Origin of the sequence: Microcystis sp. M20BS1, from assembly GCF_020245305.1 — a bacterium.
Taxonomy (GTDB): domain Bacteria; phylum Cyanobacteriota; class Cyanobacteriia; order Cyanobacteriales; family Microcystaceae; genus Microcystis; species Microcystis ichthyoblabe_A.
Window position 1 is genome coordinate 1 of record NZ_JADBUZ010000157.1, and the last position, 14,760, is coordinate 14,760.

The following is a 14,760-nucleotide window of genomic DNA, read 5'->3' on the forward strand; positions in this document are numbered from 1 at the left end:
ACGATTCCTATTTCATCGATAATTCCGGCTACTAATCCCAGATGGTCTAGATTTTTGACTTCAATTTCTGTTGATTGATTCCTGGTCGAACAGTCCACTCGCCTCAGTTTTCCAACAATTCCTATTTTTTCATAATTAGGGTCTCAAAGCCCCCCTAGCTGGTGCCGAGAAAACCTTCACCAGCTAAGTATTTTTACTCAAGTCTCTGGAGGGGGACAGCTTATGTGACAGTTGAGGGTGCGGAATGTGGGTTTGATTCTTCCACCTCAGCGGCCGACCCCGCTTGATTGTAAAGATTTGTTTAGCTTAACCAGAGGTTGATAGTGCGTAGGCTAAGGTGAATTGTAAATGGATTCAAAATGAATTTCAAATGAATTCAAGATGAGCCAATCTGGTGAACTGTCGTATTTTGATCATGGAGTTGCCATTTTGTGAGTAAGAAATGGTTCGCAGATAACAGTTTGTCGATCGGGCGGACTCCTCTAGTGCGCCTTAATCGAATCGTTGGCAACAATCACGCCACGGTTCTGGCCAAGATTGAAGGTCGCAATCCGGCCTATTCGGTCAAATGTCGTATTGGTGCGGCCATGATCTGGGATGCAGAACAACGGGGACTATTGGGGCCGGGCAAAGAACTGGTGGAACCCACCAGTGGCAATACAGGCATTGCCCTGGCCTTTGTAGCCGCCGCTAAGGGGATTCCCCTAACCCTGACCATGCCTGAAACCATGAGCTTGGAGCGGCGCAAACTGTTGCTCGCCTATGGAGCCAATCTGGTGTTAACAGAAGGGACTAAAGGCATGACTGGAGCGGTGGCAAAGGCAGAAGAAATTGCCGCGTCTAATCCCACTCGCTATGTGTTGTTGCAACAGTTCCGTAATGCTGCCAATCCCCGCATCCATGAGGAAACCACCGGCCCCGAAATTTGGCAGGACACAGATGGGGCGATCGATATTCTCGTGTCGGGTGTGGGAACGGGCGGAACCATTACGGGAGTTTCGCGCTATATCAAAAAAACCCAAGGAAAACCGATTTTATCGGTAGCGGTGGAGCCAGAAGCCAGCCCCATACTATCCCAAGCCCGGGCAGGTCAGCCCTTAAAGTCCGGCCCTCACAAAATTCAGGGCATTGGGGCGGGGTTTGTTCCCGAAGTTCTAGATTTATCCCTCGTGGATGGGATTGAAACCGTTTCCAACGAAGAGGCCATTCTTTATGCCCAACGGTTGGCCAAGGAAGAAGGGATTATCTCGGGCATTTCCTGCGGTGCCGCCGTCGCCGTCGCCGCTCGTTTGGCACAACAACCCGAACACCAAGGCAAAACCATTGTCGTGATTTTGCCAGATTCCGGAGAACGGTATTTGAGTTCCATCCTGTTCCAGGGGGTATTTAATGAGCAAGGGTTAGTGGCATGACGAGCGAGCATCCGAGCAGTTCCAGCGCTCTCTCCCAACCCACCTTGTCCTTGGATCTCGATGAAATTATCGCTCAATTGTCTAAACCTCGTGGCGAGTCGTTCCACAGTTGGTCTCAATCACGAAGCCATTTCCCCTTGCCCTCCCGTGAGGCCTTATTTCGGATTGTCGATCGACTGCGTGCCGTTCTCTTTCCCTATCACTTTGGCAATCCCGATTTAGGCGAAACGTCCAGCCGCTATTTTATCGGTCATACCCTCAATGAAGTCTTGCAACTGCTGCATCACCAGGTTTGTCGCGAACAGTGGTTGCTGGGGTCGCAGTTGCACTGGTCGTCAGACCAGATTGAGAAGCACGCCCAAGGAACGGTACAAGCCTTTGCCACTCAATTACCTCATCTGAAGGCTCTACTGGAAACCGATATCACGGCGGCCTATCGAGGTGATCCGGCGGCCAGAAATTTAGATGAAGTATTGTTTTGTTACCCCGGGGTAACGGCCATCACTTATCACCGCATTGCCCATGCCCTGTATCGGTTGGACTCGCCCCTGTTGGCGCGGATTATCAGTGAAATTGGTCATTCCTTAACGGGGATTGACATTCACCCCGGCGCCTCGATCGGCAATAGTTTCTTTATCGATCATGGGACGGGGGTGGTGATTGGGGCAACCACGGTGATTGGCGATCGCGTGCGCCTTTACCAAGCGGTCACGCTCGGGGCGAAAAGTTTTCCCCGGGACGAATCGGGCAGTTTAATCAAAGGTCAAGCCCGTCATCCGATTATTGAAGATGATGTGGTGATTTACTCAGGTGCAACGATTCTCGGTCGGGTAACTATCGGTCGGGGCGCAACCATTGGTGGAAATGTTTGGTTAACCCGCAGTGTGCCGCCGGGGGGTTTTGTCTCCCAGGCGCAACTACGACAGGAAATGTTTGATGACGGCTCTGGAATTTGAGGGGCTGTCCGGGCTGTGAATGTTCGGCCATAACAGTCGCTTTGTTACTTTTTTTTGAATTGGAGGATTTAACTCAATGACCTATACCCAAGATCATGAATTGCAACTGGCTTTGGGAGATGCTGCCGCTCGGCAGTTGGCCAATGCCACAAAGACCGTTCCTCAGTTATTGACCATTTCGCCCCGGTGGTTCGTTCGCCTCTTGCATTGGCTACCCGTTGAAGCGGGGATTTATCGTCTCAACAAAGTCAGGGATGCCTCCCGGGTTGAGGTGGCTTGCTCTGAACGAGATGAGCGGGAGCTGCCCGAAACCTTTGTGGATTACGAAGAGAACCCCCGGGAGTATTTCTTGAGTGCGGTGAATACGGTACTGGATGTTCACACTCGCGTGTCCGATCTCTACAGCAGTCCCCACGATCAGATCCATGAACAATTGCGCCTGACGATTGAAACGCTGAAGGAACGTCAAGAAAATGAGTTGATCAACAACCATGAGTACGGATTGCTCAACAATATTGTTGATTCCCAGAAAGTGCAACCTCGCAATGGTGCGCCCACGCCGGACGATTTGGATGAGTTGCTGGTGAAGGTGTGGAAAGAACCGGCATTTTTCCTCGCCCATCCTAAAGCGATCGCGGCCTTTGGCCGAGAAGCAACCCGACGGGGTGTACCCCCTGCCACGGTGTCATTATTCGGGTCTCAGTTTATTACCTGGCGGGGCGTGCCTTTGATTCCTTCCGATAAGTTGGCTGTGAATGAACAAGGCAAAACCAATATTTTGTTATTGCGGGTAGGAGAAAGCCGTCAAGGGGTGGTCGGTCTCTATCAGCCCAATTTACCCGGTCAACAGGGAGTTGGCTTGTCGGTGCGATTTATGGGGATTAGTCGCAAGGCGATCGCCTCTTACCTGGTCTCCCTCTACTGTTCGTTGGCAGTGTTGACCGACGACGCAGCGGCCGTACTGGAGAACGTTGATGTCAACCAATACCACATCTACGACTATGACTAACCCCGAACTGATCCCTGAAAAGGCGGGGGGGAATCTACCCTCTGTATCCCCGCCCACGACTGCCCCAACTGAGGTCGAGAACATTTCTCTTAACCCCTTATTTCAACCTGACCTTCTTGAGCATCTCGCCCAGACGATAATTCAAGAACTACAACGGCACGACCTTAAGGCCGAGGTGGCGAAGGGGTTGAGTACAGATCGGGATTATCTGGTGCCATCCGCCGCAGCAACCTCCCCGGCTGCTGTGGGCGAACGGCCCACAGTTCCCTTGGCTGTACCCTTAGCAACCCCCTCTTTCTACTTCATTGAAGAGTTAGAAACAAAAATCCCCGACCTTCCGGCGGTAGTGGCCAAACCGGGCCAGCTTGTTCAAGTCCCAGCGATCGATCCCCTTTTTGTCCCCCATGCCAGCGGGCGAAGCGTTCAACGACCCAGCTTCTTTGATGTTCATACCGTTCGCCTGGATTTTCCTATCCTGCAAGAACGGGTGAATGGCAAACCGCTGATCTGGTTCGACAATGCCGCAACAACTCAAAAGCCCCAAGCAGTCATCGATCGCCTCGTTCATTTCTACAGCCATGAAAATTCCAATGTGCATCGTGCCGCCCATGAATTAGCGGCCCGTTCCACAGATGCTTACGAAGCGGCCAGAGAAACGGTACGCCGTTTTCTCAATGCCTCATCTGCTAACGAAATCATTTTCGTGCGGGGAACAACGGAAGGCATTAATCTGGTGGCAAAAAGCTGGGGACAACAAACCCTGCAAGCGGGGGATGAGATTGTCCTCACCCATCTAGAACACCATGCCAATATTGTGCCTTGGCAGCAACTAGCCGCCCAAACGGGAGCAAAATTGCGGGTTGTCCCCGTCGATGACCACGGGCAGATTTTACTGGCAGAGTACCAACAATTACTCAACTCCCGCACAAAACTGGTGGCTTTTTCCCATGTTTCTAATGCCTTGGGAACCATTACCCCCGCCAAACAAATCATTGACTTGGCCCATCGGGTCGGGGCCAAAGTCTTGTTAGATGGCGCTCAATCGGTTTCCCACATTCCGATCGATGTTCAACAATTAGGGTGTGATTGGTTCGTCTTTTCCGGGCATAAAGTCTTTGGTCCCACAGGGATCGGGGTACTTTATGGTCAAGAAGACCTGTTAAATGCCACGGTTCCCTGGCAAAGCGGCGGCAACATGATCGTGGATGTGACGTTTGAGCGTACCGTGTATCAGGCGGCTCCCACTCGTTTTGAGGCTGGAACGGGCAATATTGCCGATGCCGTTGGCTTAGGGACGGCCTTGGATTATGTTCAGCAGATTGGTTTGACCACCATTGCCAATTATGAGCATGAACTTCTGGAGTACGCCACTGCGGGACTGACAACCATCCCGGGCCTGCGTTTGATTGGGACGGCAGCCGATAAGGCCGGCGTGCTTTCCTTTGTGCTAGAGGGATTTGATGTGGAAGTGATTGGACAAGCCCTGAATCGGGAAGGGATTGCCGTGCGGGCAGGCCATCACTGCGCTCAACCTATTCTGCGACGCTTTGGTTTAGAGGCAACGGTGCGCCCTTCCTTGGCTTTCTACAATACTAAAGCCGAGGTGGATGCGCTGGTGGCTGCGTTGGAACGTTTCCAACGCCAATAAACTGACGGTCATGGGTGGGGCAGCTTGTACACCTATTCCAGTTCTCCCTAAACTGCCACCTATTTAAAATGTATAGGAGGGTGGGGAGCGGGTTTTTCAAGTTGGATTGGGAGTTAATTCTCTTATTAAAAACGGATTGGTCTGACTTTCCTAAAGAGGCAAAAGGGGGAATAAATAATCAGTTTTTAATAACCAGATTTAGTATAATTAGAACCACTTACTTAGGGTAATCTATTTTACTCTCCGTTCTCTGTCACCTAAAAATGACTACCATGTCCGATTCTCCTGAATCTATCCGCAATACTAGCGTCAGCGATCAAGCTACTAATAATGATGCTCTCGGATTTGAGCCTTATGTAATAGCGATCGCTGAATTTTTGTTGCATGAGCAGACACAACCACCCCTAACTTTATCGGTTGAGGGAGAGTGGGGTAGTGGCAAGTCTTCTTTTATGAAAATGTTAGAGGAATATTTACGAAAAAAGGGAGGTCGGACGGTTTGGTTTAATGCTTGGCGACACGATAAGGCGGAGTCGGTATGGGCGGCTTTTGCACTGTCTTTTATTAAGCAGATTTCTACGCCCAAAAATTGGCGAGATTTGCCTCGAATTATCCTAGGATACTTTAAATTACAATTATTGCGTTTTAACCTAGAAAAAGGCTTATTTGAATTAATTAAAGCTTTACCAGTAATAATTTTTGTGATTTGTGCCTCAATTGCCATTCCCTTTATTTTAATCATTTATGGAGTTGAAGGAATTAACGAATTAATCAGAGCAACAACCTCTCAAGATGTTTTTTGGAGCAAAATTAATTCAGTTGTTAAGTTATTATTTACTGCGGTCGGTTTAACCTTATCAGGAGCAGGTATTTTCGCTGGTATTAAGAGTTTATTGAGAAATTTTCAAAGGTTACTACAAAACCCTAAAAACAACCTAATTAAATATATAGAAGCCCCAGATTATAAAAAACAATCGGCATTTGTAGAAGAATTTCATGAAGATTTTGCTAAAATTGTCGATGCTTATATTGGCAATGATCGGGTATATGTATTTATTGACGATTTAGATCGTTGTGAACATCCAAAATCAGCGGACTTGATGCAAGCGATTAACTTGATGATTGCTGATGATCCTTCAGTGGTGTTTATTTTAGGAATGGACAGAGAAAAAGTAGCCGCTAGTTTAGCTGTCAAATACGAAAATATTCTCAAGTATTTACCGTCGGAAACCACAGAAATTGATCCTGATATTTTAGCGAGACGTAGTGCTAATAAAGGGTTAGCTTATGGTTATACCTTTATTGAAAAGTTTGTCCAGCTTCCCTTTTTAGTTCCCCAACCATCCCAGTCAGATTTTGAGCGTTTTTTGACTCAGCTTGCTACTTCAACTCCTCCCAATTTACAGCCAGCTAAACCTCATTTTACATTTTTTCAGTCATTCTGGGGTAAGTTTAAGTTAGCTTTACCCCAGAGAAATAATTCGCAAAAGCATCTCACTTCCGCAACAAGTAATCAGACAAGTGATTTAAAAAACTTGTTTCTAGATAATCCTTCGATAGAATCCGAACAAACCGAAAAAGAGAAAGCACGAGCATCTGTAATTAAGCGATTAGAGCGAGAGCGGAATGTCATTATGATGGTAGCTCCCGCATTGGATTACAATCCGCGACGGATTAAACACTTTATCAATGTCTTTCGTCTCAAGGTTTATATCGCTAATGAAACTGGTTTATTTTTTGAGAAGCGAGACGAGAATTATTATTTGTTAGAGCCTTCTTTGACTTTTGAAAAGTTAGGCAAATTTACTGCGATTAGTTTAAAATGGCCATTGTTATTATCAGATTTAGAAAATGATAAGCAAATTTTAGCAAAATTAGAAGAATTTGCACTAGATGAAGAAAAAACCAAAGAATATGAAGAGTCGATTCGCTATTGGGGTAGTCATACTAAGCTTAAAGCTTTAATGGCTTACGGTCATGAAAAATCGGCAGCTAACTCTAAATTTAGCTTGGCAGAGGTAAATGTTGATAAATTATTACAAGTATCACCCAAGGTAATTCGGGTACCTTATCAATCGGGTGTTTATTCAGCTAGTGGGCCTATTCAACGAAAACAAATTTCCAAAAATATAAAAATTAGCCAAAATATTCCCTCATTGCCTCCAGACTTTAACCTAGAAATGGTGGATATACCCGCCGGTAAATTTAACATGGGTTCTAATGAGTATGACCAGGAAAAACCGATACATGAAGTAATTGTGCCAGCATTTCAGATAGGCAAATATCCTATCACCCAAGCACAGTATCAAGCAGTGATGGGAACCAATCTTTCCAGGTTTTCAGGAAATCCCCAGAACCCGGTAGAATTTGTTACTTGGTTTAATGCTCAAGCTTTTTGTGAAAAATTGAGCCAGTTAACCGGAAAAAACTACCGTTTGCCTACAGAAGCAGAATGGGAATATGCCTGTCGCGCTGGTACAAAAACCCGATTTAGTTTTGGCGATGATAAAGAGCAACTAGGAGATTATGCCTGGTTGACTGTTAATTCAAATAATACGACCCATCCTGTTGGGGAAAAACAGCCTAATCCTTGGGGAATCTATGATATGCACGGCAATGTTTGGGAATGGTGTGCTGATTCATATCATGAAAGTTATGCTGACAAACCAGACAATATTAAAGAAAATGGCAGTATTCCATGGACAGATAACAATATAACTAATGCGTCATCAATAATACGGCGTGGCGGTTCGTGGTTCCGCGACTCTTTGGCCTATAGCTCAGCATATCGAGGCAGAAGCGTTGCCGAAATTTGCAACCACGATATCGGTTTTCGTGTTGTGTGCGATCTCCCCTAATCAGTTAACAGTTAACTTTTATCAGTTGGGGGCCACTATTGGCGCAATAATATTATTGTAGGGGCGAATTGCATTCGCCCTCTTTGAATAACTTCTACTGCTCACCTATAGGTGAGGGAAAGTCACAAATAGGAGATGCAGCCGATAATTTTCTGGAAATATAGTCTTTAAAGCCTTGTCTGGCAAAACTACAAGGAATAATCAGCACTAATTATCACACAAAATCGAGGAGAGCCATAGGGCGAGCCTGAGAATGGAGATCGCTGTAGTTGCCCATCACCGCTTTTCAAGGTTACTTTAATGTTAGAATCGAATTACTTCTTTTAGGTTTTGCTATGCGTGCGATTGAAACCACTGGTATCCTCAATACCCAAGGACAAATTCAACTTGATCATCCTATTCCCCAAGAAAAAGATCGGTTTGTGCGCGTCATTCTTTTGATGTCGGAGGATGAACTGAACGAAAAAAACTGGCTAGATGCCGTTTCCCATAACCCTAGCTTTGCTTTTCTGCAAGATACCGAAGAAGATATTTATACCCTTAACGATGGACAACCTGTAACTAATGAAGGGTAAAATCGTATTAATTCGATTTCCCTTCGACGATTTATCTTCCAGTAAGGTTCGTCCTGCTTATTGCCTAACCAATCAAATTGGAGGCTATCAACATAACCCATGCCGCACAGGATTGTAATGAATATAATCACAGTGTAAAGATTCAATCTTGTAAATTGCGTTACCCAACCTACCTTTTTTCTCTGAATTATGATTTTTATAAAAACTCAACATTTTTATACATATAATCAGGCTCTAAACATTCCCAAATTAAAACTAAATTACTAATAATTTTGCCAATAGATTGACGTTGATGTGAATAAATAATCCCCCAATGCTCTAATCCCATTGAAGACAAAACCAGAAAATCATCATCAAAAGTAAAAATGACTCGGCCTTGCGATAAAGCATAAGCTAATTGTTCCTCATCGGAAGACCCCATCAGTCCTTTTTCTGGAGAAGTTGTAACATCAATCCCTCGCATTCTTAAACCTTTAGCGATCGCATTAGAGACGCTTTCATCTAGGTGAAACTTAAGCTTATTGGCCATTATTTCCCTTTAAAAGTTTTTCGACCAATGAAGATTTATCCCCTTGTAACTGTTTAGCAAAATTTTCGCTGGATTCAATATCTTGGCGAATTTCTTCTCGATGATCATGGTAATAAGCTAAAGCTGCATAAACATCAGCTAAAGTAATCGTTGGATAATTATAAACAATTTCATCAGGACACATCGCCATTCTTTCATGCCAAATAACAATGTCTTGTACCTTAATACGATGTCCAGCAATACGAGGTTTACCGCCACAAACACCGGGTGTTACTTCAATATGCTGTTTAAGCACTAAAGATGACATAATAACTCATTTACTCTACTTCTAGATATCCTAGCATTTTTCTTGAAAAAACGCAACCACCGATCTTTTAGGATACGTTACCTAACGTGCCTTTTAATGTGAAACATTTTAGACATTTTCATATTATTATCCGTTACGCTATGCTAACATATTCTACCGTTACTGCTACAATTGGCTCCAAAGACCACTATAACCAACTAAAACCATGACTCAAGCCACTTTTGCAGAAATACTAGAAGCAACTGAACAACTTCCCCCAGAAGATCAAGAACAACTGATTCACATTTTAAAAAAGTGAAAGACATTAACGAGGCTCAACAATACCTCAACAACTAATGGAAAGTATTCCGGCAACATTAAAATAAATTAAGGTCATCTGGCCGCAGTCGGTTAAAACTGACTGAAAATATTACCTGGTCTGAGGAGCTTTTCAAATTGACAGACGATCGCGTTTATTGGTTAGCATGGTCAAGTATTGCTGGAGTTGGGCCAATTTCCCTGAAGCGACTCTATCAGCATTTTGGCAGTGTCGCTGTGGCCTGGAATGCCTCCGATTCTGCGATCGCAGAAGGGGCGGGATTTGGCAAAAAGTTAATGGTAGCGGTACGGGAAGGGCGATCGCAAATTGACCCAGAAGCTCTTTTCGCCGAACATATCCAGAAAAACCCCCTTTTTTGGACTCCTAGCGACCCAGAATATCCCCGCTTTCTCTGGGAAATTCCCAGTCCTCCCCCCTTACTTTACTATCAAGGAAAGGTCAATTTAGAGGAAAATCAGGGAAATATCCCCACCGTCGCCATTGTGGGTACTCGTAACCCCACGGATCACGGCCGGCGCTGGGCGCGGCGCTTAAGTACCCTTTTGGCCCAACAGGGATTTACTATTGTTTCTGGGATGGCCGAAGGAATTGATGGCGAGGCACACCAAAGCTGTTTAAAAGCAGGGGGAAGAACGATTGCCGTCTTGGGAACGGGGGTCGATGTGGTTTATCCTAGTCGTCATCGGCAGCTACACGCGGACATCCAAAAGCAGGGTTTAGTCATTAGTGAACATCCTGCGGCAACTCAACCGAATAAAGCTCATTTTCCCAGTCGTAATCGCATTATCGCCGGTTTAAGTCGCGCGACTATTGTTATCGAGGCCCCCGAAAGGTCAGGCTCCCTGATTACGGCCAGTTATGCCAACGAATTTGGCGGCGATATCTATGCTTTACCCAATTCTCCCGATATTGCCACCGCTAGGGGTTGTTTACAACTGATTCATCAGGGAGCAGAAATTATCGTTTCTGAGGAGAAATTACTACAAATGTTGGGGGCAATTCCCACCGCGAACCAATCCGCACCGGTTAATCTCTCCCCTTCACTCCCTCCAGACACATCCCCGGTCGTTAATGCTGCTCCTCCAGCGAATCTAGAACCCAGACTAGAACAAGTGTATCAGTTATTTGACAGAGATGCCCTGTTGTTTGACATTATTGTTGAAAAAATGCAAATCCCCACCTCAGAAGTGGCGGGGATCCTATTGGAATTAGAATTAATAGGTTTAGTGACTCAGTTACCCGGTATGCGTTACCAGAAAACCTAGTTAACCCCCAAATGCTTATTTAGGGTATTAGCTAAAGTAGTTTTCGGTGCAGCCCCGACCACTAGATCAACTTTTTGACCCCTTTTGAGGATCATCAGGTTTCAGGTGTTTAGTTAGGGTATTAGCTAAAGTGGTTTTCGGTACAGCCCCGACCACCGTATCAACTTTTTGACCTTCTTTGAAGATCATCAGAGTAGGAATACTGCGAATCCCGTACTGACTAGCGATAATGGGGTTTTCGTCGGTGTTGAGTTTCACCACCTTGACTTGCCCTTTGAAGTCTTTGGCAATTTCTTCGACAACGGGAGCCACCATTCGACAGGGGCCGCACCAAGGAGCCCAGAAATCCACTAGGACAAGGTTGGCACTATCTAAAACTTCATCTTTAAAGGTGGCATCTGTAACGGCAGTAACGGCAGTAACCTCTGACATACTTAAGAAATCCTCTAGTAATCACGGTTATCTAGAATACGCAAAAATTCCATTCTAGAGATTCGTGGTGCGATGTTGACATTCCACTGGTGAAAAGGACGAGAACTAGCTCTAAATCCACTTTAGAGGCCTTAACTTGCATCAGAGGTAGCTTCTTGGATCAATTTCACAAGGGGCATTCTTGTATTTTATAACCCTAGAGGCTCTATTTTGACTTTTTTTTGATAAAGTTTTGTAATATTGCCCGAGTCAAGCATGGGTGATGGCGGCCAGATAAAATTTTCCTGAAGAAAAACCCCAAAAGTAATCGATTTTATCTAGGCTTAACCTGAGTTTGATTATGATCAACACAAGCCACCTCCTAATTGAGCTTTGCCATGAAAATTCTGGTCTTAAATGCGGGATCGAGCAGTCAAAAAAGTTGTTTATACGATTTAGATATTCTCCCCTGCCACCCTCCGCAACCGATTTGGGCAGCGGGGATCGATTGGACGGTTAACCCTGATTACGCGGTTTTAACGGTAAAAGCTCAGGGAATTAAACAGGAAATTAATCTTTCTAGTCAGGATCGTCCGGCGGCAATTGCTCGGATGTTAGATACCTTAGTAACTGGAACAACTAAGGTGGTGGCCAATCTCACCGACATTAGTATAGTCGGTCATCGAGTTGTCCATGGTGGCACGGAATATTCCCAGGCAACCATGATCACTCCCCAAGTCAAAGAAACGATTAAAAAGCTGATCCCCCTTGCTCCTAGCCATAATCCCGCTCATTTAGAAGGAATTGAGGCAATCGAGCAAGTTTTGGGCGATGTTCCTCAAGCAGCAGTGTTTGACACCGCTTTTCATCGTTCTATCCCTCCTGAGTCTTCTCTTTATCCCATTCCCTACCAATGGAGTGAACTGGGAATCCGTCGCTATGGTTTCCATGGCACCAGTCATCAATACTGCTCCCAACGGGCCGCCGAATTGTTGGGAAAACCCCTAGAATCCTTGAAAATGGTCATCTGTCATCTAGGCAATGGCGCTTCCCTATCGGCAGTCAAGGAGGGTAAAAGTATCGATACCACCATGGGATTTACTCCCCTAGAGGGATTGATGATGGGAACCCGCAGCGGTTCGATCGATCCAGGGATTCTGATTTATCTAGAGCGAGAATATCAATATAATCCCGATAGTTTAAATAGCTTACTCAATAAAGAATCGGGTTTAAAGGGAATTTCGGGTATTTCTGGGGATATGCGGGCAATTACCACGGCGATGGCCGAAGGCAACCAGAGGGCAAAATTAGCATTTGAAATGTATATTCATCGTCTGAAAAGTTTAATCGGATCGATGATCGCTTCTCTGGAGGGGTTGGATGTGTTGGTATTTACGGCAGGAATCGGCGAAAATTCAGCTTTAGTACGGGAAAAAGCCAGTCAAGGCTGGTCTTTTTTGGGTTTAGAGTTAGATTTAGCTAAAAATGCCGCTCGTCCCCGGGATGAGGATATCGCCACCGAGACATCTAAAGTGCGAGTGATGGTAATTGCTACGGCGGAAGATTGGGCGATCGCACGAGAATGCTGGCATTTATCCCCATAGATCCTTACCTTTGGCCATTCTCTTTTGGCTTTTCCGCTGCGGGAATCTCCATAATTGGATGGTTGAGAGCAATCATCAAATGGTCTCCCTCTTGGCTAATACTGCCCGGACTGCTCGCCATTTGGGAGAGGGGATCATTGCGTTCGGAGACGAAGTAGGAGCCAATAGCGATCGCCATAGCCGTTAAAATTGCGCCACCATAAACACAATATTGCCGACGACGCTGACCATCGACTTTTCTGAACACCTGTTCTGCCAATCGGTCGCTGGCAATAGTAACCGGTGCGGGAATCTGCCTTAAATTAGTTTGTAATCCCAAGAGCTGCCGATAGAGTTTTTTAGCGGCAGCATCATGGTCTAACCAATGCTGAACTAGCTTCCTTTCCTCTACCGTTACTTCGTTATCAATATAGGCGCTAATTAAATCAAAACGATCAGCTTCTTCGTTATCCTCATCTAAGAACAAAATATCCTCGGTTGCGGAGTTGCAATCGCTGTCATCGTGACGTAACAAAGACTTGATCCATTGAACGTCTTCGGGTTGATAATTATTCATGGTTGACCTCGACCAGAAGCGATCGGTATGCAATCACTTTTCACCAGCACGGAGCTAGTTAAATTTAACGACTCCTCACTTCGGCCGTTAGTGCCGAATCACCACAATATTCTTTAGCCTTCTGTAAAATAGGGCTGTAAAACAGATTGTAATTTAGCGCGAGCGCGAGCAATCCGAGATTTAACAGTTCCTAAAGAAACTCCCGTGATCTCGGCAATTTCTTCGTAGGCCATGCCTTCAATTTCTCGGAGAATAATAGTTGTCCGAAAAGCTTCTGGTAAATCAGCGATCGCCGCTTGTAATTGATCGTAGAATTCGTGGGTGGTGAGATGTTCATCGGGACTGGGGTAATCGGACTCGATATCCCAATCGATTTCGCCATCTTCCACGCGTCGGGGAGCATCGAGGGAAATGGGGTGATTAACCCGCTTGCGTTTCCGCAATTCGTCGTAAAAAAGATTAGTAGCAATGCGACTTAACCAACCGCGGAACTTGAGGGGTTCATGGAGACGGTTAATATTGCGATAGACGCGAATCCAGACCTCTTGAGCCAAATCAGCGCGATCTTGCCAATCGGGAGCCAAATGATAGAGTAATTTATCAACATGAGCCTGATAGCGCCGCAGCAGTTCCGCAAAAGCTGCCCGATCCGGCTGACACCCTTCCTGACAGCGTGCAATTAGATCGTAGTTGGAGAGTTTGTCAGGGGACACGGGGTTTTGAGACTTTTTGGCCTCAAGTGACCAAGATGCTGGAATCGATTGACTCATGGGATTTCCTCAAGGGTATAAGCTCCTCACTCAGAGGTTGAGGACGGGAGAAGTCAGTAAAGGTTCCCGAAAATAAATAATTTTTTTCCCATGTTTTGATTCTAACTGATCGAACCGAGTTCCTGGACTGAGATTTGCTCGGGGCATTCAATGTTTGACCTTCTCGTTCGACTACGGGGCTGAAAACCTTACTAAGCAGTTATTTCAGCCACTGCATCCCTATTTGATGCCTAAACAGTTCCCACCTATGAGAAACGCTGTCACCGCCATCGAGAGCTAATTAGAACAAAATTACTAGACAAAAACAACCCACCAGAAAAAGGGGAAATAGCTGAAAAGCTTATGTAGCAAGGAATAGAAAAAAGATCAAAAAATTTTGCCAAAAGGGGTTGACAAACCAGGGGAAGTTAGATACATTGGTAAATGCGCGGTTGAAGCAAAGCGAAAGCGAAGCGAAACAAACGACGCTGGAACCTAGACAAAACAATAGTTTGAAAGCCAAGCAAAAAAAGCCTCGTTTAGAAGCAATTCTATAACAAAA

At 45.5% G+C, this 14,760-nt stretch carries 13 protein-coding genes and 1 pseudogene; 8 read left to right on the plus strand and 6 right to left on the minus strand.

Annotated elements, in window-relative coordinates:
• Positions 1-431 precede the first annotated feature (431 nt).
• The 6 genes from cysK to IM507_RS15950 all read left to right on the plus strand — a co-directional run bounded on the left by cysK (position 432) and on the right by IM507_RS15950 (position 8,458).
• Complete coding sequence (cysK, locus tag IM507_RS15925; protein ID WP_123230139.1) at positions 432-1,412, plus strand: cysteine synthase A; 981 nt, start codon at positions 432-434, stop codon at positions 1,410-1,412.
• Positions 1,409-2,368, plus strand: a complete 960-nt coding sequence (epsC, locus tag IM507_RS15930; RefSeq protein WP_103113158.1) for a serine O-acetyltransferase EpsC — start codon at positions 1,409-1,411, stop codon at positions 2,366-2,368. The genes cysK and epsC overlap by 4 nt, the downstream gene beginning before the upstream one ends.
• A gap of 76 nt (positions 2,369-2,444) precedes the next feature.
• The gene (locus IM507_RS15935) at positions 2,445-3,377 is read left to right on the plus strand and encodes a family 2A encapsulin nanocompartment shell protein (RefSeq protein WP_002735851.1); all 933 of its coding nucleotides are present in this window, start codon (positions 2,445-2,447) and stop codon (positions 3,375-3,377) included.
• A complete protein-coding gene (locus IM507_RS15940) occupies positions 3,370-5,025 on the plus strand; it encodes a family 2A encapsulin nanocompartment cargo protein cysteine desulfurase (RefSeq protein WP_042790613.1) in 1,656 nt (551 codons plus the stop codon). Before IM507_RS15935 ends, IM507_RS15940 begins: the two co-directional genes overlap by 8 nt.
• Before the next feature lie 272 nt (positions 5,026-5,297).
• The gene (locus IM507_RS15945; protein WP_287637330.1) at positions 5,298-7,883 is read left to right on the plus strand and encodes an SUMF1/EgtB/PvdO family nonheme iron enzyme; all 2,586 of its coding nucleotides are present in this window, start codon (positions 5,298-5,300) and stop codon (positions 7,881-7,883) included.
• 335 nt (positions 7,884-8,218) lie between these two features.
• Positions 8,219-8,458: a hypothetical protein gene (locus IM507_RS15950; protein WP_002797650.1), complete on the plus strand. Its 240-nt coding sequence runs from the start codon at positions 8,219-8,221 to the stop codon at positions 8,456-8,458.
• Between the two features lie 196 nt (positions 8,459-8,654).
• Here the strand turns inward: IM507_RS15950 and IM507_RS15955 are convergent, their stop codons facing one another.
• Both IM507_RS15955 and IM507_RS15960 read right to left on the minus strand, forming a co-directional pair.
• Complete coding sequence (locus IM507_RS15955) at positions 8,655-8,987, minus strand: DUF5615 family PIN-like protein (protein ID WP_069473892.1); 333 nt, start codon at positions 8,985-8,987, stop codon at positions 8,655-8,657.
• The gene (locus IM507_RS15960; protein WP_002735149.1) at positions 8,977-9,294 is read right to left on the minus strand and encodes a DUF433 domain-containing protein; all 318 of its coding nucleotides are present in this window, start codon (positions 9,292-9,294) and stop codon (positions 8,977-8,979) included. Before IM507_RS15960 ends, IM507_RS15955 begins: the two co-directional genes overlap by 11 nt.
• 435 nt (positions 9,295-9,729) lie before the next feature.
• Here IM507_RS15960 and dprA point away from each other — a divergent pair, with 435 nt between their 5' ends.
• Positions 9,730-10,878 (plus strand): DNA-processing protein DprA, encoded by a 1,149-nt coding sequence (dprA, locus tag IM507_RS15965; RefSeq protein ID WP_287637331.1) that lies wholly within the window; start codon positions 9,730-9,732, stop codon positions 10,876-10,878.
• On the opposite strand, the pseudogene IM507_RS15970 reads toward dprA, so the two are convergent.
• A pseudogene (locus tag IM507_RS15970) lies at positions 10,875-10,976 on the minus strand (thiol reductase thioredoxin); the annotation flags it as partial. The gene dprA and the pseudogene IM507_RS15970 overlap by 4 nt on opposite strands.
• On the minus strand, positions 10,945-11,310 hold the full coding sequence (gene trxA, locus IM507_RS15975) for a thioredoxin (RefSeq protein WP_130756766.1): 366 nt from the start codon (positions 11,308-11,310) through the stop codon (positions 10,945-10,947). The gene trxA and the pseudogene IM507_RS15970, both read right to left, overlap by 32 nt.
• A gap of 377 nt (positions 11,311-11,687) precedes the next feature.
• Between trxA and IM507_RS15980 the strand changes: the two genes are divergently transcribed.
• Complete coding sequence (locus IM507_RS15980; protein WP_287637332.1) at positions 11,688-12,893, plus strand: acetate kinase; 1,206 nt, start codon at positions 11,688-11,690, stop codon at positions 12,891-12,893.
• A 4-nt stretch (positions 12,894-12,897) separates the two neighbouring features.
• Here the strand turns inward: IM507_RS15980 and IM507_RS15985 are convergent, their stop codons facing one another.
• Both IM507_RS15985 and IM507_RS15990 read right to left on the minus strand, forming a co-directional pair.
• Entirely contained in the window at positions 12,898-13,449 is a 552-nt protein-coding gene (locus tag IM507_RS15985; RefSeq protein ID WP_002802237.1) for an anti-sigma factor family protein, read from the minus strand.
• Between the two features lie 113 nt (positions 13,450-13,562).
• Entirely contained in the window at positions 13,563-14,219 is a 657-nt protein-coding gene (locus IM507_RS15990) for a sigma-70 family RNA polymerase sigma factor (protein WP_002750403.1), read from the minus strand.
• Positions 14,220-14,760 lie beyond the last annotated feature (541 nt).